The 19,848-nt window shown below is 65.6% G+C and carries 19 protein-coding genes; 5 read left to right on the plus strand and 14 right to left on the minus strand.

From position 1 onward, the window contains the following. Positions 1–91: 91 nt before the first annotated feature. From dhaM to trpD, 4 genes are all read right to left on the minus strand, one after another. The gene (dhaM, locus tag KXZ72_RS03515; RefSeq protein WP_226082348.1) at positions 92–799 is read right to left on the minus strand and encodes a dihydroxyacetone kinase phosphoryl donor subunit DhaM; all 708 of its coding nucleotides are present in this window, start codon (positions 797–799) and stop codon (positions 92–94) included. Beyond that, positions 796–1,446, minus strand: a complete 651-nt coding sequence (dhaL, locus tag KXZ72_RS03520; protein ID WP_226082349.1) for a dihydroxyacetone kinase subunit DhaL — start codon at positions 1,444–1,446, stop codon at positions 796–798. Before dhaL ends, dhaM begins: the two co-directional genes overlap by 4 nt. A gap of 39 nt (positions 1,447–1,485) precedes the next feature. Continuing rightward, on the minus strand, positions 1,486–2,493 hold the full coding sequence (locus tag KXZ72_RS03525; RefSeq protein ID WP_226082350.1) for a dihydroxyacetone kinase subunit DhaK: 1,008 nt from the start codon (positions 2,491–2,493) through the stop codon (positions 1,486–1,488). An 88-nt stretch (positions 2,494–2,581) separates the two neighbouring features. Further along, on the minus strand, positions 2,582–3,652 hold the full coding sequence (trpD, locus tag KXZ72_RS03530; RefSeq protein ID WP_226082351.1) for an anthranilate phosphoribosyltransferase: 1,071 nt from the start codon (positions 3,650–3,652) through the stop codon (positions 2,582–2,584). Positions 3,653–3,823: 171 nt separating this feature from the next. Here trpD and ctaE point away from each other — a divergent pair, with 171 nt between their 5' ends. The 4 genes from ctaE to qcrB are packed head-to-tail and all read left to right on the plus strand — an operon-like array spanning position 3,824 to position 8,085. Beyond that, entirely contained in the window at positions 3,824–4,492 is a 669-nt protein-coding gene (gene ctaE / locus KXZ72_RS03535) for an aa3-type cytochrome oxidase subunit III (RefSeq protein ID WP_404823662.1), read from the plus strand. A 25-nt stretch (positions 4,493–4,517) separates the two neighbouring features. Next, positions 4,518–5,339, plus strand: a complete 822-nt coding sequence (gene qcrC, locus KXZ72_RS03540) for a cytochrome bc1 complex diheme cytochrome c subunit (protein WP_226082353.1) — start codon at positions 4,518–4,520, stop codon at positions 5,337–5,339. 47 nt (positions 5,340–5,386) lie between these two features. Beyond that, complete coding sequence (gene qcrA / locus KXZ72_RS03545) at positions 5,387–6,457, plus strand: cytochrome bc1 complex Rieske iron-sulfur subunit (protein ID WP_226082354.1); 1,071 nt, start codon at positions 5,387–5,389, stop codon at positions 6,455–6,457. Next, positions 6,454–8,085, plus strand: coding sequence for a cytochrome bc1 complex cytochrome b subunit (gene qcrB, locus KXZ72_RS03550; RefSeq protein WP_226082355.1), 1,632 nt, complete (start codon positions 6,454–6,456; stop codon positions 8,083–8,085). The genes qcrA and qcrB overlap by 4 nt, the downstream gene beginning before the upstream one ends. Positions 8,086–8,198: 113 nt before the next feature. Here qcrB and KXZ72_RS03555 read toward each other — a convergent pair whose 3' ends face one another. From KXZ72_RS03555 to KXZ72_RS03580, 6 genes are all read right to left on the minus strand, one after another. After that, positions 8,199–9,563, minus strand: a complete 1,365-nt coding sequence (locus KXZ72_RS03555; RefSeq protein ID WP_226082356.1) for a CoA transferase — start codon at positions 9,561–9,563, stop codon at positions 8,199–8,201. A 79-nt stretch (positions 9,564–9,642) separates the two neighbouring features. Then, positions 9,643–10,077, minus strand: coding sequence for an aa3-type cytochrome oxidase subunit IV (ctaF, locus tag KXZ72_RS03560; RefSeq protein ID WP_226082357.1), 435 nt, complete (start codon positions 10,075–10,077; stop codon positions 9,643–9,645). 3 nt (positions 10,078–10,080) lie between these two features. Next, on the minus strand, positions 10,081–11,802 hold the full coding sequence (ctaD, locus tag KXZ72_RS03565; RefSeq protein ID WP_226082358.1) for an aa3-type cytochrome oxidase subunit I: 1,722 nt from the start codon (positions 11,800–11,802) through the stop codon (positions 10,081–10,083). A gap of 3 nt (positions 11,803–11,805) precedes the next feature. Continuing rightward, a complete protein-coding gene (ctaC, locus tag KXZ72_RS03570; RefSeq protein WP_226082359.1) occupies positions 11,806–12,705 on the minus strand; it encodes an aa3-type cytochrome oxidase subunit II in 900 nt (299 codons plus the stop codon). Between the two features lie 195 nt (positions 12,706–12,900). Next, positions 12,901–13,299 carry a HesB/IscA family protein gene (locus tag KXZ72_RS03575; protein ID WP_404823663.1) on the minus strand — a complete coding sequence of 133 codons (399 nt, stop codon included), beginning with the start codon at positions 13,297–13,299 and terminating at the stop codon, positions 12,901–12,903. Between the two features lie 93 nt (positions 13,300–13,392). Beyond that, positions 13,393–14,817 (minus strand): dipeptidase, encoded by a 1,425-nt coding sequence (locus KXZ72_RS03580; protein WP_226082360.1) that lies wholly within the window; start codon positions 14,815–14,817, stop codon positions 13,393–13,395. Positions 14,818–14,856: 39 nt separating this feature from the next. On the opposite strand from KXZ72_RS03580, the gene KXZ72_RS03585 reads away from it, so the two are divergent. Beyond that, positions 14,857–15,447: a DUF3043 domain-containing protein gene (locus KXZ72_RS03585; protein ID WP_226082361.1), complete on the plus strand. Its 591-nt coding sequence runs from the start codon at positions 14,857–14,859 to the stop codon at positions 15,445–15,447. Between the two features lie 56 nt (positions 15,448–15,503). Here KXZ72_RS03585 and KXZ72_RS03590 read toward each other — a convergent pair whose 3' ends face one another. Genes KXZ72_RS03590 through KXZ72_RS03605 form a run of 4 tightly spaced genes read right to left on the minus strand, consistent with a single transcriptional unit; the run spans position 15,504 to position 19,835 of the window. Further along, positions 15,504–16,547: a quinone-dependent dihydroorotate dehydrogenase gene (locus tag KXZ72_RS03590; RefSeq protein WP_226082362.1), complete on the minus strand. Its 1,044-nt coding sequence runs from the start codon at positions 16,545–16,547 to the stop codon at positions 15,504–15,506. Between the two features lie 21 nt (positions 16,548–16,568). Beyond that, positions 16,569–17,027, minus strand: coding sequence for a transcriptional regulator NrdR (gene nrdR / locus KXZ72_RS03595; RefSeq protein WP_226082363.1), 459 nt, complete (start codon positions 17,025–17,027; stop codon positions 16,569–16,571). A gap of 15 nt (positions 17,028–17,042) precedes the next feature. Then, on the minus strand, positions 17,043–18,359 hold the full coding sequence (gene hisD, locus KXZ72_RS03600; protein WP_226082364.1) for a histidinol dehydrogenase: 1,317 nt from the start codon (positions 18,357–18,359) through the stop codon (positions 17,043–17,045). A 30-nt stretch (positions 18,360–18,389) separates the two neighbouring features. Further along, on the minus strand, positions 18,390–19,835 hold the full coding sequence (locus KXZ72_RS03605; protein ID WP_226082365.1) for a hypothetical protein: 1,446 nt from the start codon (positions 19,833–19,835) through the stop codon (positions 18,390–18,392). Between the last annotated feature and the right edge of the window lie 13 nt (positions 19,836–19,848).

The raw sequence follows: 19,848 nt of genomic DNA on the forward strand, positions 1-19,848 counted from the left end.
CGGGTGGCGCCGGCCCGAACCCGGGCCGCGCGTCACCCGGCTCCGCGCCGGTGATCCCGCCCTGTCCCGGGTCGGCAGCGCCCGGGTTCGCTTAGCGCTCCCCGAAACCGTCCTCGATCAGGTCCGCCAGCGCGTCCACCGCGCGGCGACCCTCGGGGTCGGAGCTGGAAATCTCGGCCTCCATGCCCGGAAGCAGCCCGAGGGACATCACGAGGAGCAGGCTCTTGGCATCGCGCCCGTTCACCAGCACCCGCACCGGGAAGGTGGCGGCCAGCTTCGAGAACTCGGCCGCGGGACGCGCGTGGAGGCCGTCCCTATTAACGATCACAACCCGGCGGCGATAATCCCCGCCCAGTGGCGGAGCCACCTCGCCCAGCGCCGGGGCACTCCCGGGAACCGAATCGACCACGGAGATCGCGGTCAGCGCGGCGGCGGCCACGTCCGCGAGCGTGCGGCCGATCTGCGCGGCCACCGCGGCGGCCACGGCTCCCTCCACGAGCGGGGCCGGGGAGATCAGGACGCGGGCGCGCTGCTCCTCGTCCAGAAAATCCAGCGCGGTCTCCGCGGTGAGCACGGCGGAACCCAGATCGCAGAGCACCAGCACCCCGGCACCACTCTCCGCCGCCTGAATCGCGTCGCTCACGCGGGCAAAATCGGTCCCGATGCCCCCCGCGGCGGTGCCGCCGGCGGGCAGGAGCGCGATATCGGCAGCCATCTGCGCGGTGAGATCCACGATTCCCTCGGCGATCTTTGCGCTATGCGAGACAAAAACCAGGCCCACGCGCGCGGCCGGGCTCATTCGCCCTCCCCCACGCGCTCGGCGGCGGTCACGGCGGCCGCCAGGATCAACGCGGTCGAGGCCGCACCGGGGTCCTCATGCCCGATCGAGCGCTCCCCCAGATAGCTCGCGCGGCCCTGATGGGCGAGCAGCGGAATGGTCGCCGCGGAACCCCGCGCCGCGGCTTCCGCGGCCGCCCGCAACACCTCGCGGGGACTCGCGCCCGCGCGGGCAGCGTCGGCGGCGGCACGCACGGCGGGCCCCCAGGCATCCAGCATGGTCTTATCGTTTTCCTGGGCCTTGCCGCGCGTTTGCACGCCGTCCCGGGCCGCCGTGAGGAGCGCCACAACCGCCGAGGAGCCCAGCTCGGTTGCGGAACCCACAACCCCCGAGGCCTTCAGAAACGCGGTGCCATAAAGGGGGCCCGAAGCCCCGCCCACGGTGGAGATCAGCGTCATTGCCGTCAGATGAAAAAGCGTCGCGGGGGTCGGTGCCAGGCCGGGATCGGGAAGCGCCGCCCGCACGGCCGAAAAACCACGCGCCATATTATCGCCGTGATCGCCATCGCCGATTTCCCGGTCCAGCTCGCTTAAGCGCTCCCGATTGGCCTCCAGCACATCCGCGCTCTCGCGCAGCCAGGCGGCGGCCCAATTTCCGGTGAGACCCATCGTCACTCCTTTGTCCATGGGATTATCCAGGTCGGGGATCTACCTCGTTTGACCCCAGCTCAGCGCCGGCGTATGCACGGGAGCATCCCAGAGTCCCAGCATCTCGCTATCGGCCCGGAAAAGCGATATCGACGCGCCCTGCATATCAAGCGAGGTCACATAATTTCCGAGCAGCCCGCGCGCGGGGTGAAAGCCCCGCTCCGTGAGGGCCCGATCGGCGGCGCCGGAGAGTACGGAGAGTTCGGCCAGGGGCGTGGCACCGAGTCCGTTCACGATCAAAATCAGATCAGCACCCGGTTCGGGGGCCAGCGCCGCGAGGCTCGGCGCCAGCAGATCCGCCAGCAGGTCGTCCACACGCAGGACCGGGCGACGCTCGCGGCCGGGCTCGCCATGAATCCCGATCCCCACCTCCATCTCCGTCTCGCCCACGTCGAAGCTGGGTCGGCCGCTGAGCGGGAGGATACCCGCCCGCAGCCCCACGCCCACGGTGGCCGTGCGCGCCACGGCGTCCCGGGCGAGAGCGGCCACGGCATCGAGGTCCTCTCCGCGCTCGGCGGCGGCCCCGGCAATCTTCGCGGCCACCACAATACCCATGATGCCGCGTCGCCCCGGACCCCCGGGTTCGCGGTCCAGGGCCGCATCATCGTCCGCGAGTACCGTGCGCACCTCGATGCCAAATCCCGCCAGCAGCTCCGCGGCGATCTCGAAGTTCATCACGTCACCCGTGTAGTTATTCACGAGAAAAAGCACACCCGCGCCGCTATCGGCCATCCGGGCGGTGCGAATTATCGCGTCCGGGGTGGGTGAGCTGAAGATCTCGCCGCAGACCCCCGCCGCGAGCATGCCCTCGCCGATAAAGCCCAGCGGCAGAGGCTCATGCCCGCTCCCGCCACCGGAGATAACGGCCACGGTGCCCGGGAGTGAACCCGCGCGACGCACCGCCGCGGGGGTTTCCGGGACTGCGCGCAACAGGTCGGAGTGTGCCCGCACATAGCCCGCCAGCGATTCGGTCACCAGCGACCGCGGATCGTTCATGAACTTTTTCATCGGAATTCCTCCTGGGTGTTGCGCCCACTGCGCCCTGCCCGTGACCTCCCAACCTAGGTCCGCGAGGGGCCCGAGGGGAAGGGGTGAGCTAAACGGCGGGGGTTGAGCGGCGCCGGGTGGCGGCGACCCACTGGTCCAGCTTGGCCAGCGCCGCGCCCGAGTCGATGGTCTCCCGCGCGGTGGCCAGTTCCGCGGCGAAGCGCTCCAGGATGGGCTCCTCCATGCGGGTGTGATCCTCCGCGAGACGATAGGCCACGATGCCGGCGGCGGCGTTCAGCAGCACAATATCGCGCACGGGACCGGTCTCGCCCTCAAACACGCGGCGCACAATCGCGGCATTGGCCGCGGGATCTCCACCCACCAGATCCGCCATCTTCGCCACGGGGATACCCAAATCGCGGGGATCCAGGTCGTGCTCGGTCACGCGACCGCGGCTGATCTCCCAGATATGTGAGTGCCCGGTGGTGGTGAGCTCGTCGAGCCCGTCATCGCCGCGGAATACCAGCGCGGTGGCGCCGCGGGTCTGGAATACCCCGGTAATAAGGGGAACCCGGTCGGCCTGGGCCACACCCACGGCCGAGGCCTCGGGACGCGCCGGGTTGGTCAGGGGGCCCAGGAAGTTAAACACGGTGGGGATGCCCAGCTCGCGCCGCACCGGGGCGGCATGGGCGAATCCCGGATGGAATGCGGACGCATAGGCGAAGGTCACCCCGGTCTCGCCCAGCACACCCGCCACGTCCTCGGGCGAGAGGGTGAGGTCGATTCCCAGGGCCGACAGCACATCGCTTGACCCCGAGCTCGAGCTGGCGGCCCGGTTTCCATGCTTAATCACGGGAACGCCGGAGGCGGCCGCGACCACCGAGGCCATCGTGGAGATATTCACCGTGCCAAATCGGTCACCGCCGGTGCCCACGATGTCCAGCGCCATCGAATCCAGGGGCAGCGGCACGGCGTGATCGAGGATGGCATCGCGGAAACCTACCACCTCGTCCACGGTCTCGCCCTTGCCGCGCAGCGCGATCAGGAAGGCGGCAATCTGCGCCTGGGTCGCGCCGCCCGAGACGATCTCCTGCATTGCCCAGGTGGCCTCGGCCACGCTGAGGTCCTCCCCGGAAAGGAGCGCGGACAGGACTTCGGGCCAGGAAAAGGAATCCAACATACGTAAAATCATATTGCTCCGGACACGAATCTCCGGACATGGTTAATCCTTAACATCATCTTTTTGCCGACGCGCAGACCGGAAAACCGCGTAATCATGCAGACTCACGGGATATTCACGGCAGAGACTTAGGTGAACCTAACCCCGAATAACGGTTGAAAGGCTATGTCAATGGGAAAAAGTTCCCGCCAAATCGGCCATAATGGAGGAGTGACGAGCACTTCTTTGAACTATGCGGCGAAAGCCCCGAAGATCAACAGACCCAATAACGTAGCCGTAGGAACAATCGTATGGCTCGGTAGTGAGGTCATGTTTTTCGCGGGTCTATTCGCGATCTACTTCACCCTGCGTTCCGTAGCCCCCGATTTGTGGGAGCACGGAACGTCCGTACTGAACTTCCCGTTTGCGTTTACCAACACGCTGATCCTGGTGTCTTCATCCTTCACCTGTCAGGCCGGCGTGTTCGCAGCGGAGAGGCTCCAGGCTCGGTCGACTGGTCCGAAGCCCTCGCAGTGGGGCATGGTTGAGTGGTTCTTCCTCACCTATGCTCTCGGTGCGATCTTCGTAGCCGGCCAGATCTGGGAGTACGCCACCCTGGTCAGCGAGGGAATCGCGCTGAACTCCGACGCCTATGGCTCCGCGTTCTACATGACGACCGGCTTCCACGGCATCCACGTTATCGGCGGTCTTATCGCCTTCCTCCTGATCATCGGTCGCGGCTACGCCGTGAAGAACTTTGGTCATAAGGAAGCGTCGAGCGCCATCGTTGTGTCCTATTACTGGCACTTCGTCGATGTGGTCTGGATCGCCCTCTTCCTCATCGTTTACGTCCTGAGATAAGAAATACGAGAGTCTGCTAAACGCCATGTCACGCAAATTGTCAACACCCGCCGCCGGTAAGGGCCGCCGCACCGGACGCCGTTCGCCGGCGGCCGCTGCCGCGCTTATTGCCATGGGCCTTCTGTTCACCGGTGGCGCCTATGCCGCGGTAAGTGCCACCACTGCAGCGGCCGAAACCGCTCCCGTGGCCACCTCCGCGTCGGCCGTAGAGGAGGGCTCCAAGCTCTTCCAGGCCAACTGTGCTACCTGCCACGGCCTCCAGGCCGAGGGTAGCCCCGACGGGCCCAGCCTCGTCGGTGTGGGAGCGGCCGCGGTCGACTTCCAGGTAGGAACCGGCCGTATGCCCATGCAGGGCCACGGCCCGCAGGCGCAGAAGAAGCCGGTTCAGTTCACCCAGGACCAGATCGACCAGCTGGCCGTCTATGTGGGAAGCACGGGCCCCGGCCCCTCGATCCCCGACGCCAAGTACCTGGACGCCGACGGCGATGCAGCCAATGGCGCGGAACTCTTCCGCATCAACTGCGCCATGTGCCATAACGTGGCCGGTTCGGGTGGAGCGCTTACCGAGGGTAAGTTCGCCCCCAGCCTGGTGGGAGTAACCCCCACTCACCTCTACGAGGCCATGATCACCGGCCCGCAGAACATGCCCGTCTTCAACGACATGAACATCTCTCCCGAGGGCAAGCGCGATATCATCACCGCGCTGAAGTACCAGGAGAACATGGGCAACGTCGGTGGTATCGGACTCGGATCGCTCGGCCCCGTTGCCGAGGGTCTGTTCATCTGGATTTTCGGCCTCGGCGCCATTGTGGCTCTGACGGTCTGGATCACGGCCAAGTCCAACTAGCGATACGGACACCATGATCATGACACAGCAATCACGTAAGGAGCACAATGGCACAGGACGATAACAGCGGCAAGGATCTCGCCGCTGCGAACTCCTCCTCGCATGACGTCGCACCGGTCGACACCGGTGTGGGCGTGGTGAGCAAGGACGCCGTTGAGAACCCCGGGCATCCCCCGCACCGCCCGCGCGTCACGGACCTCGATCCGAAGAAGGATAAGCAGGCCGAGCGCACCGTTTATACCCTGTTCTTCCTGTCGGCCGTGGGAAGCCTGTGGGCGGTAGCCGCCTATATGCTCTTCCCGATCGACAGCGCCAACATGGAGACGGTACGCGCCAATAACCTCTTCATCGGTCTGGGTGCCACGCTGGCACTGCTGGCCCTGGGTATCGGCGCCGTGCACTGGGGCAAGGCCCTCATGGCCGATCACGAATCGGTGGACGAGCGCCACCCGGTTCGCGGAACCGACGAGACCCGCGCCCGCGCCATCGAGATCTTCGAGGAGGCAAATGAGGAGTCCGGCTTCGGTCGTCGCTCACTCATTCGCAACTCGCTGATCGGCGCACTGGTGGTCTTCCCCCTTCCCGCCGTCGCCCTCTTCCGCGGTCTTGCACCGTATGACGAGGACCCGGTAGAGCTGCTGAAGCAGACCATGTGGAAGAAGGGCACCCGCCTGGCACGTGACCCCTCCGGTACGCCCATCAAGGCCTCGGATGTCACCCTCGGATCGGCGTTCCACGTCATCCCCGAGGACCTCAGCACCGCCGAAAACATGCTGGAGGAGAAGGCCAAGGCCATCGTCCTCCTCATGCGCCTGAAGCCCGAGGACCTGAATGAGCTCCCCGAGCGCAAGGACTGGTCCTATAACGGCATCGTTGCGTACTCGAAGGTTTGTACACACGTGGGTTGCCCCGTTGCTCTTTATGAGCAGCAGACGCACCACCTGCTGTGCCCCTGCCACCAGTCGCAGTTTGATGTCACCAACCACTGTGCCGTTATCTTCGGACCGGCCGCCCGTCCCCTGCCGCAGCTCCCGATCGCCGTGGACGATGAGGGTTACCTCATCGCTCAGAGCGACTTCACCGAGCCTGTCGGACCGAGCTTCTGGGAGCGTCATTGAGTACCACAACGGCCCCTGCACCCACCAACCCGGCCGCATCTAAGAATTCGGGTGGATTCACCGCCAAGGCGGCAAACTATCTTGACGAGCGCACCAGCATCTCCGGTGCCGTCAAGGAGTTTGGTCGCAAGGTTTTCCCGGACCACTGGTCCTTCCTGCTCGGTGAGGTAGCACTCTACTGCTTCGTTGTCATCCTGCTCTCGGGAACGTTCCTGACGTTCTTCTTCGACGCATCGATGACCCACGTGGCCTATGAGGGCTCCTATGTTCCGATGAACGGCATTCATATGTCGGCGGCCATGGCCTCCACCCTGGATATCTCGTTTGATATCCGCGGTGGTCTGCTCATGCGCCAGGTACACCACTGGGCGGCCCTGCTGTTCGTGGCGTCCATCGGTCTGCACATGCTGCGCATCTTCTTCACCGGCGCCTTCCGCAAGCCCCGCGAGCTGAACTGGGTCATCGGTTTTGTCCTGTTTATCCTCGCCATGGCCGAGGGATTCACCGGCTATTCGCTCCCCGATGACCTGCTCTCCGGTAACGGTCTGCGCATCATCGACGGAATGATCAAGGGCTTCCCGCTGGTCGGCACCTGGATCTCCTTCCTCCTGTTTGGTGGGGAGTTCCCGGGCACCGATATCGTGGGCCGCCTCTACTCGCTGCACATCATGATCCTGCCGGCCATGCTGCTGGTCTTCATCGCGATGCACCTGCTGTTTGTGGTTGTTCACAAGCACACGCAGTACCCTGGCCCGGGCCGCACCGAGGGTAACGTTGTTGGTTTCCCCGTGCTCCCCGTATATGCCGCCAAGGCCGGTGGATTCTTCTTCATCGTCTTCGGTGTCATCATGGCCATCGCGACGTTCTTCCAGATCAACCCGATCTGGAACTACGGACCGTATGACCCCTCGCCGGTTTCAGCGGGTACCCAGCCCGACTGGTATATCGGTTTTGCCGATGGAATGTTGCGTCTGGCTCCCCCGCACCTCGAGTTTGTCTGGTTGAACCACACCTGGAGCTTCGGCATCCTGATCCCCGTGATCATCCTGGGTCTGTTCATTGTCACCGTCCTGATCTACCCCTTCATTGAGGCGTGGATCACCGGAGATAAGCGCGAGCACCACATCCTCGACCGCCCCCGCAACGCCCCGACCCGTACCGCTATCGGTGCAGCCGGCGTGACCTTCTACGCCGTCATGTGGGCCGCGGCCAGCTCCGACCTGATCGCCACGCACTTCATGGTGACCATGGAGGGTGTCATTCACACCCTGCAGTTCCTGCTTATCTTCGGACCGTTCATCGCCTACTTCATCACGAAGCGCGTATGCCTCGGCCTGCAGAAGAAGGACCGCGAGATTGCCCTCCACGGCTATGAGACCGGACGCATCGTCCGCCTCCCCGGTGGCGAGTACATCGAGGTTCACGAGCAGGTCTCGGACTATGAGCGCTGGGAACTGGTCAGCTATAAGGACAACGCCCCGATCATGCTGCGCCCCAACGCGCAGGGCAAGATCACCGCGGGTGAGCGCCTCCGCGTATCCCTGTCCCGCTGGTTCTTCGAGGACCGGATCGCTCCGGTCTCGCAGACCGAGCTGGATAAGGCACACGGCGATGAGGACCACCACTAGGGTCTGATTCAATAACGCAACGGGCGTTGAACTTCTCTTCGGAGGAGTTCAACGCCCGTTCTGTATTTCACGGCCGCAACCGCTCCCCTCCCCCGCCGCGACGGTGGGAGGCCCTATTCGCTCAGCCAGCGCAGGGTGCCGGAGCCATAGGCCGGCGGTCCGACCCGGAACTCCAGCGGCGCACCACGGCGCAGCAGGGCGGGCGGGGCATAGGTGAGCGAGCCCTCCGCTCCGGACAGCACACGCTCGCGCGTTTCCAGGTCTCGTAAGCCCTCGCCGCCGGCGGGCCGGGGAAGCCGCAGGAGCGCGTGTGCGGTCGCGGCCAGCGAAAGATGCGCCACTCCCCCTCCCTCGCCCTCCCGATCCCGCAGGAGGGCCACGGCGGCCGCCGCCATCCCCATGCCCGTTGCGTGATCAAGCGCCTGCACGGGGAGTGCTCCCGGGCCCGCGCCCGAGGCGTAGAGATCCGCGATCCCCACGGCCGCCTGCACGATGCTGTCAAAACCGCGGCGGTCGGCAAGTGGTCCGACATCTCCCCAGGCATCCAGCGCAACCACGGCCAGGCCCGGATAGTCGCGGGCCAGCTCGGCGGGTGTGAGCCCCAGCGCGGCCAGTCCCCGCGGCCGATAGCCCAGCAGCACGATATCGGCGCCCGCCAGGAGCTCCCGCACGCGCCCCGCCGCCGGGCCCTCCCGCAGATCCGCCTCGGCGCTGCGGGTATCCCATCCGGTATCCAGAAACTGATCGGGCAATTCAGGCATCCGGGGAGGGTCGATGCGCAGCACATCCGCGCCCAGGGCGCCCAGGATGCGGCCGGCGGCCGGGCCCGCGATCACCCGGGTCAGCGCAAGCACCCGAACGCCCGCGAGCGGCAGGCCCCCGCCGCGGGCGGGCCGGGGACGGGGCATCGCCCGGTTCACGGAATCAAATCTGATCCAGGGCTCGTCGGCGAGGGCACGGGCGCCCGGCGTCGCGGCCCAGGCGCTCTCGCTACGCACCGCCGCGGCCACTCCCCCGGCCGCGGATACCCGATCCTCGATCTCGCCCGCCGTGAGCCGCGCCAGCGCCTCGCGCGCGGCCCGGGCGCCGTCCACGCCGAGCGCCCGCAGCAGGGCCGCCTCGTGATGCGGGTAATTGGCGTGTATCCGCACCCAGCCATCCGCCACTTCGTGGAAGCCCGAGAGCGGGGCAAACGCCGTGGGGGCGCGTCCGTTCACGCGCAGCCGCGAGAAGGAGTCAAAGGATGCGGCAACACCGGCCGCATCCAGGCCGATCCGCGCGCCCGGCACGCGGGCGTTCACGGCCGAGGCCAGCGCCTGCACCGAACCCAGGGCCAGGCCCTCCACATCCAACCGGCGATCCGCCCACCAGATGCGCGGGCCGCCCCGGTTTGCGGGGGCGACCCCGCGCCCGAGCGCGGGGCCCAGCGCCGCGAGGAGTTCCGGAACCACGGCGGCGCCCTGCACTGATCCACTCATGGTTCCCATTATGCGCCCAGGGAAACACAAAAGGTCCACACCCTCCCGGGGGAGAGTGTGGACCTTTTTGTAATAGTACCTAGTGTGCGAAACGTCCGCGGTAGAACTCGTAGACCCAGCCGACGATGCCGACCAGAACCAGCGGGCCACCGAACCAGGCGAGCCAGAAGTTGCCGTTCTGACCGATCGACATTCCGATGATGACCACCGAGATGGCACCCACCAGAACGATGGGCCACCAGCTCCAGGGAGCGAAGTGTCCGATCTCGGGATCGGCGTCATCGATATTGGCTGCGATGTTGTCCTCGGGGAGTTCCCCACCCTGCTTCTTATAAACAAGACGCAGGTAGAAGGCGACAAACGCGCTCAGGATACCCGACAGTGCGAGCGTAACGGTTCCGACCCACTCGACGCGGCCGTGGGCAGCATCGGCGAGGTTCCAGAACGTGTACACGCCACACAGGATGAAGCAGAAGACCGCGAGGATCCAAAGGATGTTGATATTGGATTTCATGGGTTAGTTCACCTTTCCATCGGAAGGGTTCAGCCGGGTCTGTTCCGCGACCGGCGCGGGCACGGAGTGCTCTGCCGCCTCGGGGTGGTTCAGGTCAAACGCGGGACGCTCGGAGCGGATACGCGGGATCGACGTGAAGTTGTGGCGCGGGGGCGGGCACGAGGTGGCCCACTCAAGCGATCCACCATAACCCCAGGGGTCGTTCACGGTGACCTTCGGCGCCTTGCGGGCCGTGATGTATACGTTCAGGAAGAACGGGATCAGCGATACGGCGAGGATAAACGAACCGATCGTCGACAGCTGGTTCATCCAGGTGATGTTATCGGAGGGCGCATACGTGTAATAACGACGCGGGAAGCCCATCACGCCGATCCAGTGCTGGATCAGGAACGTGGTGTGGAAACCGATAAACAGCAGCCAGAAGTGCCAATAACCCAGCTTCTCGTTGAGCATCTTGCCGGTCCACTTGGGCCACCAGAAGTAGAAGCCGGCGAACATGGCAAATACCACGGTGCCAAATACCACGTAGTGGAAGTGGGCGATCACGAAGTAGGTATCCGAGACGTGGAAGTCCAGCGGGGGCGATGCCAGGATGACACCGGTCAGACCACCGAAGACGAAGGTAATCAGGAAGCCGAGCGACCAGATCATCGGGGTCTCGAAGGTGACCGAACCGCGCCACATGGTACCGATCCAGTTGAAGATCTTCACACCGGTCGGAACCGCGATCAGCATCGTCATCAGGGCGAAGAACGGCAGGAGCACCGAACCGGTGACGTACATGTGGTGGGCCCACACGGTCACGGACAGGGCGGCGATCGCGATGGTGGCATAAACCAGCGTCTTATATCCGAAGATCGGCTTGCGGCTAAATACCGGGAAGATCTCCGAGACGATACCGAAGAACGGCAGCGCGATGATGTAAACCTCGGGGTGACCGAAGAACCAGAACATGTGCTGCCACAGCATCACTCCGCCGTTTTCGGCGTCGAAGATATGGGCACCAAATACTCGGTCGGCACCCAGCGCAAACAGGGCGGCGGCGAGGACCGGGAAGGCCATGAGGATCAGCAGCGAGGTCACGAGGGTATTCCAGGTGAAGATGGGCATACGCCACATCGTCATACCCGGGGCACGCATCGTGATGATCGTGGTGATGAAGTTCACGGCACCCAGAATGGTTCCGAATCCGGACATCGCCAGACCCAGCACCCAGAGGTTTCCACCTATACCTGGCGAGAATGTTGTACTCGACAGTGGCGCATAGGCAAACCAACCAAACGACGCTGCACCCTGCGGGGTGAGGAATCCACCCACGGCGATGAGGCTACCAAAAACATAGAGCCACAGGGCAAAGGCGTTCAGTCGGGGGAACGCCACATCGGGGGCACCGATCTGCAGCGGCATCAGTGCGTTTGCAAAGCCGGAGAACAGCGGGGTGGCGAACATGAGCAGCATGATCGTTCCGTGCATCGTGAACAGCTGGTTGTACTGTTCCTTGGTCTCCACGATGGTGAGACCGGGCTCAAAGAGCTGGGCGCGGATGAGCAGGGCCATCACGCCACCGATGCAGAAGAAGATAAATGATGCGATCAGGTACATGTACCCGATGGTCTTGTGGTCGGTGGAGGTAATCCACTTCACCAAGATATTTCCCTTGTGCTCAACCTTGGAACGGTTGAGCACGCTGGCCTGGCCAGCGGGGATGTCTGTCACGGTGGACATAGGTTACTTGCCCTCTTCCTTGACGGTACCCTCGGCCGGCGCGATGCCCGGGAGGTTCTGGTTGCGGTTGTACTCCGAACCGAAGTTACCCACGTTCCCCGCGGCCTTAAGCTCGGCGAGGTGCGCATCGTAATCGGCCTGAGAGACGACCTTGACGTTGAAGAGCATCATCGAGTGGTCCTGGCCACAAAGCTCGGCACACTTACCCTTATACTCGCCGATGCGCTCCGGGATGAACGACATGTAGTTGGTCTTACCCGGGTACATGTCCTTCTTATAGAGGAAGTCGATGACCCAGAAGGAGTGGATCACGTCTCGGGACTCGAGAGCGATCTTGACCTTCTTGTCAACGGGGAGGTACAGGGTGGGGACGGTGTTCGGATCGAACTCGCCGCCCTCTACCTGGCGGGTCTGCACACCGGCAGTCCAGACGTCCTCGCCGTCAACGGCGTCGGGGTATACGAAGTCCCACGACCACTGCTTGCCGAAGACCTGGACCTGAACGTCCGGGTCATCGAACTGAGCTTCGATGGCCGCCTGATCGCGAGCGGTGAAGGCAAAGAAGCCCATCACGAGGATCAGCGGGATGATCGTATAAAGAATTTCGATGGGCATGTTATAGCGCATCTGTACCGGAAGACCGGTCTGACCCTTGCGGCGGCGGTACACAACGATGGCCCAAATAATGAGACCCCATGTGATCACACCGACCGCGAGGAGGACAATCCAAGAGGTTGTCCAGAGACCGGCGACCCTCTCGGTGTGGTTTGTTACCGGCTTCTCGCCCTCGACGAAGCCGGGGAGATAGCCGTGAAGCTCGGCCTGGGTACACCCGGCAAGGATCACGACAAGCGTGAGCGCTACCGGCAGTGAAGCCCAGCGGAGTCTACGATTCGAGCGCACCTGGGACCTTTCGCAAAAATACTATTGGTTCAGCGTCCAGTCTAGCCCGATACCGACACCGGTTCGGGACCATTCCCCGAAATTCCGGTACATAGATGCCGTCATCCTGCCAACAAAAGCTGTAAAAACGCCGAAAGGGACGCCTTTTGGCGTCCCTCTCGGTCGGTGTGTCGCGTGGCGACTCGACGTGAATATTTAGCTGAAGCTATCCCCGCAGGCGCAGCTTCCGCCGGCATTGGGGTTATCAATCGTGAAACCCTGCTTCTGGATGGTGTCCTCGAAGTCGATCGTGGCACCGTCCAGGTAGGGAACACTCATGCCATCCACGATGACCTCAACGCCGCCGAAGTCAACGGTGACATCGCCGTCCATGAAGCGCTCATCGAAATACAGCTGATAAATGAGACCCGAACAGCCGCCGGGCTGCACGGCCACGCGCAGGCGCAGATCATCGCGACCCTCCTGACCAAGAAGGCTCTTCACCTTATCGGCGGCGGTCACGGTGAGGCCCACGCCGTGGGCGGGGGTCTCCTCCGTGGTGGATGCCAGCACCGGGGCGGATGCCTCGGTTTCGGTCAACGTTGCCTCGCTCATGACTCTCCTTCTTTACATCTCGCCAAAATCGACGATCGTAGTCTTATAACAGCCTAACCACTTCCGGGCCCCACGGATTCCCCGAGCGGGAAATTATTTTCCCGCGGACTCGTTCAGCCGGCCCAGCAGCAGCGCCTCGGCGAGGGTTGAGCGCTCAAAGACGCCGAGGTGCAGCGATTCATTTGGGCTATGCGCGCGCGAGTGCGGGTCCTCCACACCGGTCACCAGGATCGCGGCCTCCGGGAACTCGCGCACCAGGTCGGCAATGAAGGGGATCGATCCGCCGATACCCAGCTCCACGGGCGCCACCTGCCAGGCATCGGCCATGGCCTGCTTGGCGGCGGCCACCAGCGGGTGGCTGGTATCCACGAGGAACGGGCTGCCGGTGTCCACATCGTCGATGCTCAACTGGGCACCATACGGGGCGTGAGCGCGCAGGTGGGTTGCGATGGCCTCGGCGGCCTGCTCGGCGTCCTGGCCCGGGGCGATCCGCACGCTCACGCGCACACTCACGGCCGGAATCAGGGTATTCGAGGCGTTCTGCACGCTGGGCGCGTCGATGCCGGTGATGCTGATCGAGGGCTTATCCCAGATGCGGCCGAGGATCGACCCCGTACCGATCGGGCTGACGCCCTCGCTCAGGCCCGTCTCGGCGCGCAGCTGCGCCTCGTCATAGGCGGGGGTCTGGGCATCGCGCGAGATCAGTCCGGCCACGGCCACACTCCCCTGCTCATCCCAGAGGGTATCCAGCAGTCGCACCGTGGCCAGCATGGCATCGGGCACGGCCCCGCCAAACATGCCCGAGTGCGAGGCATGATCCAGGGTGCGCACCGTGAGGCGGAACGTGACGTTTCCGCGCAGCGCGACGGTGAGCGCCGGGGTGAGCTCATCCCAGTTATTGGAATCGGCCACCACGATCGCATCCGCGGCGAGTTCGGAGCGGTGCTGCACGAGGAAATTGGCAAAGGAGCGGGAACCAAACTCCTCCTCCCCCTCGATGAACAGGGTAAGGCCCAGGTCGAAGTCCTCGCCCGCCGCATCACGCAGGGCGCGGATCGCGGCGATATGGGACATCACGCCGGCCTTATCGTCGGCGGCACCGCGACCATAGAGGCGATCACCGATCACGGTGGGCTCATAGGCGGGGGTATCCCAATCGGCCTCGGCCCCGGGGGGCTGCACGTCGTGGTGGGCATAAAGCAGGACCGTCGGCGCGCCGTTCTTTGCCGGGCGTGTCGCGAGGATCGCGGGCTGCCCCAGCTCATCACTATCGGGGAGGCGCGCATGCGAGATGCTGACGTTTTCGAAGACGCCCGTGCCGCGCGCGAGATCGGCAATGGCCTCTGCGCTGCGCTGGACAAGTGCGTGATCAAAGCCATCCCAGGCTACGCTGGGGATGCGGACAAGATCGCCAAGTTCCCCGAGGGTGGTGGGGAGGGCGGTTTTGACGGATTCGGCCAACGCAATATCCAATGCGGAGGTCAATGTGGCCGGAGAAGTGCCGTTGTGTGCGTTCATACGGGTAATCTTAACCCGTAGCCAATCCAAGGACCGAGTGTGACTAAGCAAAATGAAGGCACTCCGGCAAAGCCGGAGACCGAAACTCTTGACGAAACCCAGGCCCGCCTCGCGGCCGGCACGGGCAAGGGTCGACCCACCCCAACGCGTAAGGAGCGTGAGGCGGCCAATAAGCGTCCGCTCGTTCCCAATGATCGCAAGGAAGCGAATAAGCGCGCCCGCGAGCAGATGGCCCAGGAGCGCGAAAAGGCGCGCCTCGGCCTGGCCGCCGGCGATGAGCGCTATCTGCCCGTGCGTGACCGCGGACCGCAGCGCAAATTTGTGCGCGATTATGTGGACGCGCGCTTCAGCGTGGGCGAGTGGCTGATCCCGCTGATGTTTGTGGTGATCATCGTCTCGATGTTCCAGAATAACCAGGCCGCCAACTATACGTTCTTTGCGCTGTGGGGCATCGTATTCCTGGCGATCATCGACTGCGTAATCCTCGGATTCCGCCTGCGTCGTAAGCTCGCCGAGAAATACGGCGAGGCCGAGAAGGGTGTGCGCTGGTACGCCACGATGCGCGCCCTGCAGATGCGCTTCCTGCGCCTGCCCAAGCCGCAGGTGAAGCGCTGGCAGTTCCCCTCCTAGGGGAAAATACATACCGCCCGTCGTCCATTCCGGACGACGGGCGGTATTTTTTATGGCTAGACGCGGCGCGCGGCGCGCAGCGCGGCGAGGCCACGGTTGATCTCGCGGCCCCAGAGCGGGCCACGATAGATAAACGCCGAATAGCCCTGGACCAGGGTGGCGCCGGCCTCGAGGCGGGCGTTTACCTCCTCGGCGGTCTCCACTCCCCCGACCGAGATCACACACAGCTCGGCGGGAACGGCGGCACGAATCAGGTGCAGGACCTCAAGCGAGCGTGCCTTAAGCGGCGCGCCCGAGAGCCCCCCGGCGCCCATTTTTTCCACGTCGCGGGCGGGGGTCCGCAGGCCCTCGCGCGAGATCGTGGTATTGGTCGCGATGATCCCGTCCAGGCCCGTGCGCACCACCAGTTCGGCGATCCGCGTCACGGCCTCGTCCTCAAGATCGGGCGCGATCTTGAGCAGCAGCGGGGTGCGCCCGGCCGCCGCCTTCACGGCCGTCAGCAGCGGCTCCAGCCGGTCCAATTCCTGCAGCCCGCGCAGCCCGGGCGTATTGGGAGAGCTCACGTTGATGACCAGATAATCGGCCACCGGTGCCAGCAGGCGCGTGGATTCCAGATAGTCCTCTACGGCATCATCCACGTCTACCACGCGGCTCTTGCCGATATTCACGCCAATGATCGGGAGCTTCTTTCCCGTGGCCCGCAGCGCAATAATCCGCCGGGCCGCACGCTCGGCACCGCCGTTATTAAAGCCCATTCGGTTGATCAGCGCACGGTCGGCGGGCAGGCGGAATAGGCGCGGACCGGGGTTGCCGGGCTGGGAGTGCGCGGTCAGCGTGCCCACCTCGACGTGGCCAAAGCCCAGGTCGCCCAGGCCGCGCACCATCGTGGCGTCCTTATCAAAACCCGCGGCCACACCAAAGGGGGTGGGGAAGGTCAGGCCCAGGGCGCGCACCGAGAGATCGGAACCGGCCGCGGTCAGGCGATCGGCCGCCCGGGAGAGCCCCAGCCGGGGAACCGCGGTGATCGCGGTGGCGGCCAGGTGGTGTGCCCGTTCCGGGGAAAACCGCGTGAGCACTGTTTTAAAGAAAAAGGGGTACATGTGTGTTCCTGGGTGGGTCGGCTAGGCCGAGGCGGCCGCGTCGGCGCGCAGCTGGGCAATGGCGGCCTCAAAATCCTCGAGGGATTCAAAGGCCTGATAGACGCTCGCGAAGCGCAGATACGCCACCTCGTCGAGTTCGCGCAGGGGCTGCAAAATGGCCAGGCCAATCTCGTTGGCCTCGATCTGGCTGGTGCCGGTCTGCCGGATGACCTCCTCCACGGTCTGTGCGAGCATCGCCAGATCGGGGTCGGTCACGGGGCGGCCCTGGCAGGCCTTACGCACTCCCGACACCACCTTCTCGCGGCTGAAGGGCTCCACCACGCCGCTGCGCTTAATCACGTTCAGGCTTGCGGTCTCGGAGGTGCTGAAGCGCCCCCCGCACTCGGGGCACTGCCGGCGACGGCGAATAGAGAGGCCGTCATCGCTTGTGCGCGAGTCGATGACGCGGGAATCGGGGTGTCGGCAAAAGGGACAGTGCATAACTACAGACCAGACTTAGTTGGAGGGCTCGGAGAAGCGGATGGCCACGGCATCGCCGTGTGCGGGCAGGGCCTCGGCATCCGAGAGTGCGCGGATACCCGCGGCGACCTCGCCGAGGCCGACTCGACCATACTCGATGATCTGCTGCGGGCGCAGGAAGGTGGCCGCGCCGAGCCCCGCGGAGAAGCGGCTCTGGCCGCCGGTGGGGAGAACGTGGTTGGAACCGGCCAGATAATCACCGAGGCTCACGGGAGAGTGCGCGCCGAGGAAGATCGCGCCGGCACTGGTGATCTGGGCGAGCACCGCGGCGTCATCCGCGGTTTGGATTTCGAGGTGTTCGGGGCCGTAGGCATTGCTAAACCGGGCGGCCGCGGCCAGATCGGAAACCAGCACAATCGCCGACTGCGGGCCGGCGAGGGCCTGCAGGACGCGGGCTGAGTGCGCGGTGGTTGCCGCCTGGGCGGCGAGTTCAGCGGTGACCTCCTGGGCAAATTCGGCCGAGTCGGTGACCAGCAGCGATGCGGCAGCCTCATCGTGCTCGGCCTGGCTGATCAGATCGGCGGCCACCAGGCGGGCGCTGGCAGCGGCATCGGCGATCACCAGGATCTCGGTGGTGCCGGCCTCGGAATCGATACCCACCTGGCCCTTGACCAGGCGCTTAGCGGCGGCCACATAAATATTGCCGGGACCCGTGACGATATCCACGGGTTCCAGGCCAATCTCGGGCACACCATAGGCGAGGGCGCCAATCGCGCTGGCCCCTCCCATGGCATAAACCTCGGTGATTCCCAGCAGGCCCGCGGCCCCCAGGATCACGGGGTGCACTCCCCCACCGAACTCGCTCTGGCCGGGCGAGGCCAGCGCGAGCGAGGCCACACCCGCGACCTGCGCGGGAACCACGTTCATGACCACGCTGGAGGGATAAACGGCCTTACCGCCGGGCACATAGAGGCCCACCCGGTCCACGGGCTGCCAGCGCTGGATAATCCGCGAGTCGGCGGCGATGGTGGTGGTGATCTCCGCGGGCACCTGCGCGGCCGAGGCGAGCCGCACGCGCGCGATGGCCGTCTCCAGTGCCGCGCGCACGGCCGGGTCGAGTGCGGCCACCGCGGCCTCGATCTCGGCGAGGGGCACGCGGATATGGGTGGGCTCGGCCCCGTCAAAGCGACGCGCATGCTCGCGCAATGCGCTCTCGCCGCCCTCCCGCACCTCGGCGATGAGCGCGGCGGCGGCCTGGGAGGCCACCGAGACGTCAACGGTGGGGCGCGGGAGGAGGGCGGTGAGCTCGGAACGAGAGGGGCTCTGCTGGCGAAGATCAATGGTCTGAATCATGTCATCACTAATCTTAGCCGGAGCCGGTGGTTAGCCGCGGGTGAGGCCCGCGACGTCGCGCAGGACGCCGATGCGTCCGTCATCGTGGCGGATGACCAGTTCGCTGCCGTGATCCTCGAGCGCGAGGGCCCAGGCGAGCGGACCGATCTCAAAGAGGGTGTCGCCGCTTACGCGATCAAATACGGGACGCGGCACGGGCGAGTAGACCCAGAACGGTCCCGCGGGCAGCGGGGCCGCCACGGGCTCGGCCTCACGGGCGGCGGCCTCGGCCTGCGCCGCCGCCTCGGCCTGCTCGCGGGCATGGGCAGCGGCCCGGGCCCGAGCGGCGGCCTCGGCCTCGGCGGCGGCACGGGCCTCGGCCTCGGCGCGGGCCTGTTCCTGCGCAAGCGCCTGGGCCTCGGCAAGGGCACGCGCCTGGGCGAGCTCCTGAGCCTGGGCGGGGGTGGGGGTCAGCGCCACGGGAGGGGTCTGTGCCGCGGGAGCCTGTGTCGAGGCAGGGGTCTGTGCCGAGGCAGGGGTCTGTGCCGCGAAGGCCGGAGGGTGGGCGCCGGCCGGGGTGGCCGTGGCCGTGTGATCCGCGACGGGGGCATGCGGGGCCGCTGCGCCCGGGGCGGTCGGGACGGGGCCGTGCCCCTGGCGTCCGCGAACCTCCTGCGCGGCACTCTGCCACGCCCGGTCGCGATCGCCCGCGGGGGCAACCGGGGCGGCTGCACCCGGCGCCTGAGGCTGGGCCTGGGCCTGGGCCGCCTGAGCGGGCGCCCCCGGGGCCATGCCGGTGTGGGCCGGCTGGCCATAACCCGCGGCCGGATAACCCGCGGCTGGCTGCGCGGCGGGACGTGCCGCGCGGGGCACGGCCGCCACCGGCCGGGCGTAGGGGTGCGCGGGAATCTCGGCGCGCCCCTCAAAATCGGCCCGCAGGCCCGGGATGCGATTGGCGAAGGTGGTCACGGCCACGCCGCCCAGCAGGAAAACCACCGCAAGAATCGGCCCCAGGCCGATGCTCAGCCCGGCCATTCCCCCGGAGAAGAGCCCACCCAGACCCTCAACCACGCGGATGAGCTGGACACCAAGAATCAGCAGGCCCAGCTGCACACCAAGCGTAAACACGGCCGCCATCGACGCAAATTGATCCACCGAGAACGACCCCACCCGCAGGCGGAGATCGGGCAGGACCCGGCGCAGCACGATCAGCACCGCGGCCGCGAGCAGCATCCCCACGGCGGGAAGCAGCAGCCAGGCCAGGCCGCCCTGCCACATCGTGATCGAACCCGTTTGGCCACCCCGCCCCAGGCTGACCGAGATCAGCGGCAGGAAGGTGGTGACCAGCACCAGGACCGTCACACCCAGAAAGAGCACCTCGCGGAGCGTAAATACCCCTACGGCGATCGGCCCACGCGGGGCCGGGCCGGGATGGGCCCCGGGAAACTGCCCCGCGGGGCCGGGCCGGGGTCCGCCCGGGTGATCGGAGAAAGTCATCTCGTGTCCTGTC

The organism is Mycetocola spongiae (assembly GCF_020424085.1).
Classification (GTDB): Bacteria; Actinomycetota; Actinomycetes; order Actinomycetales; family Microbacteriaceae; genus Mycetocola; species Mycetocola spongiae.

Bases quoted from the DNA above. Each gene is read 5' to 3' on its own strand.
- KXZ72_RS03525 (WP_226082350.1), bottom strand. From the start codon at position 2,493: ATGAAAAAGTTCATGAACGATCCGCGGTCGCTGGTGACCGAATCGCTG.
- dhaM (WP_226082348.1), bottom strand. From the start codon at position 799: ATGAGCCCGGCCGCGCGCGTGGGCCTGGTTTTTGTCTCGCATAGCGCA.
- KXZ72_RS03555 (WP_226082356.1), bottom strand. From the start codon at position 9,563: ATGAGTGGATCAGTGCAGGGCGCCGCCGTGGTTCCGGAACTCCTCGCG.
- qcrC (WP_226082353.1), top strand. From the start codon at position 4,518: ATGTCACGCAAATTGTCAACACCCGCCGCCGGTAAGGGCCGCCGCACC.
- trpD (WP_226082351.1), bottom strand. From the start codon at position 3,652: ATGTTGGATTCCTTTTCCTGGCCCGAAGTCCTGTCCGCGCTCCTTTCC.
- KXZ72_RS03580 (WP_226082360.1), bottom strand. From the start codon at position 14,817: ATGAACGCACACAACGGCACTTCTCCGGCCACATTGACCTCCGCATTG.
- ctaE (WP_404823662.1), top strand. From the start codon at position 3,824: ATGGGAAAAAGTTCCCGCCAAATCGGCCATAATGGAGGAGTGACGAGC.
- ctaF (WP_226082357.1), bottom strand. From the start codon at position 10,077: ATGAAATCCAATATCAACATCCTTTGGATCCTCGCGGTCTTCTGCTTC.
- ctaD (WP_226082358.1), bottom strand. From the start codon at position 11,802: ATGTCCACCGTGACAGACATCCCCGCTGGCCAGGCCAGCGTGCTCAAC.
- hisD (WP_226082364.1), bottom strand. From the start codon at position 18,359: ATGATTCAGACCATTGATCTTCGCCAGCAGAGCCCCTCTCGTTCCGAG.
- KXZ72_RS03605 (WP_226082365.1), bottom strand. From the start codon at position 19,835: ATGACTTTCTCCGATCACCCGGGCGGACCCCGGCCCGGCCCCGCGGGG.
- qcrA (WP_226082354.1), top strand. From the start codon at position 5,387: ATGGCACAGGACGATAACAGCGGCAAGGATCTCGCCGCTGCGAACTCC.
- KXZ72_RS03575 (WP_404823663.1), bottom strand. From the start codon at position 13,299: ATGAGCGAGGCAACGTTGACCGAAACCGAGGCATCCGCCCCGGTGCTG.
- KXZ72_RS03590 (WP_226082362.1), bottom strand. From the start codon at position 16,547: ATGTACCCCTTTTTCTTTAAAACAGTGCTCACGCGGTTTTCCCCGGAA.
- nrdR (WP_226082363.1), bottom strand. From the start codon at position 17,027: ATGCACTGTCCCTTTTGCCGACACCCCGATTCCCGCGTCATCGACTCG.
- dhaL (WP_226082349.1), bottom strand. From the start codon at position 1,446: ATGGGTCTCACCGGAAATTGGGCCGCCGCCTGGCTGCGCGAGAGCGCG.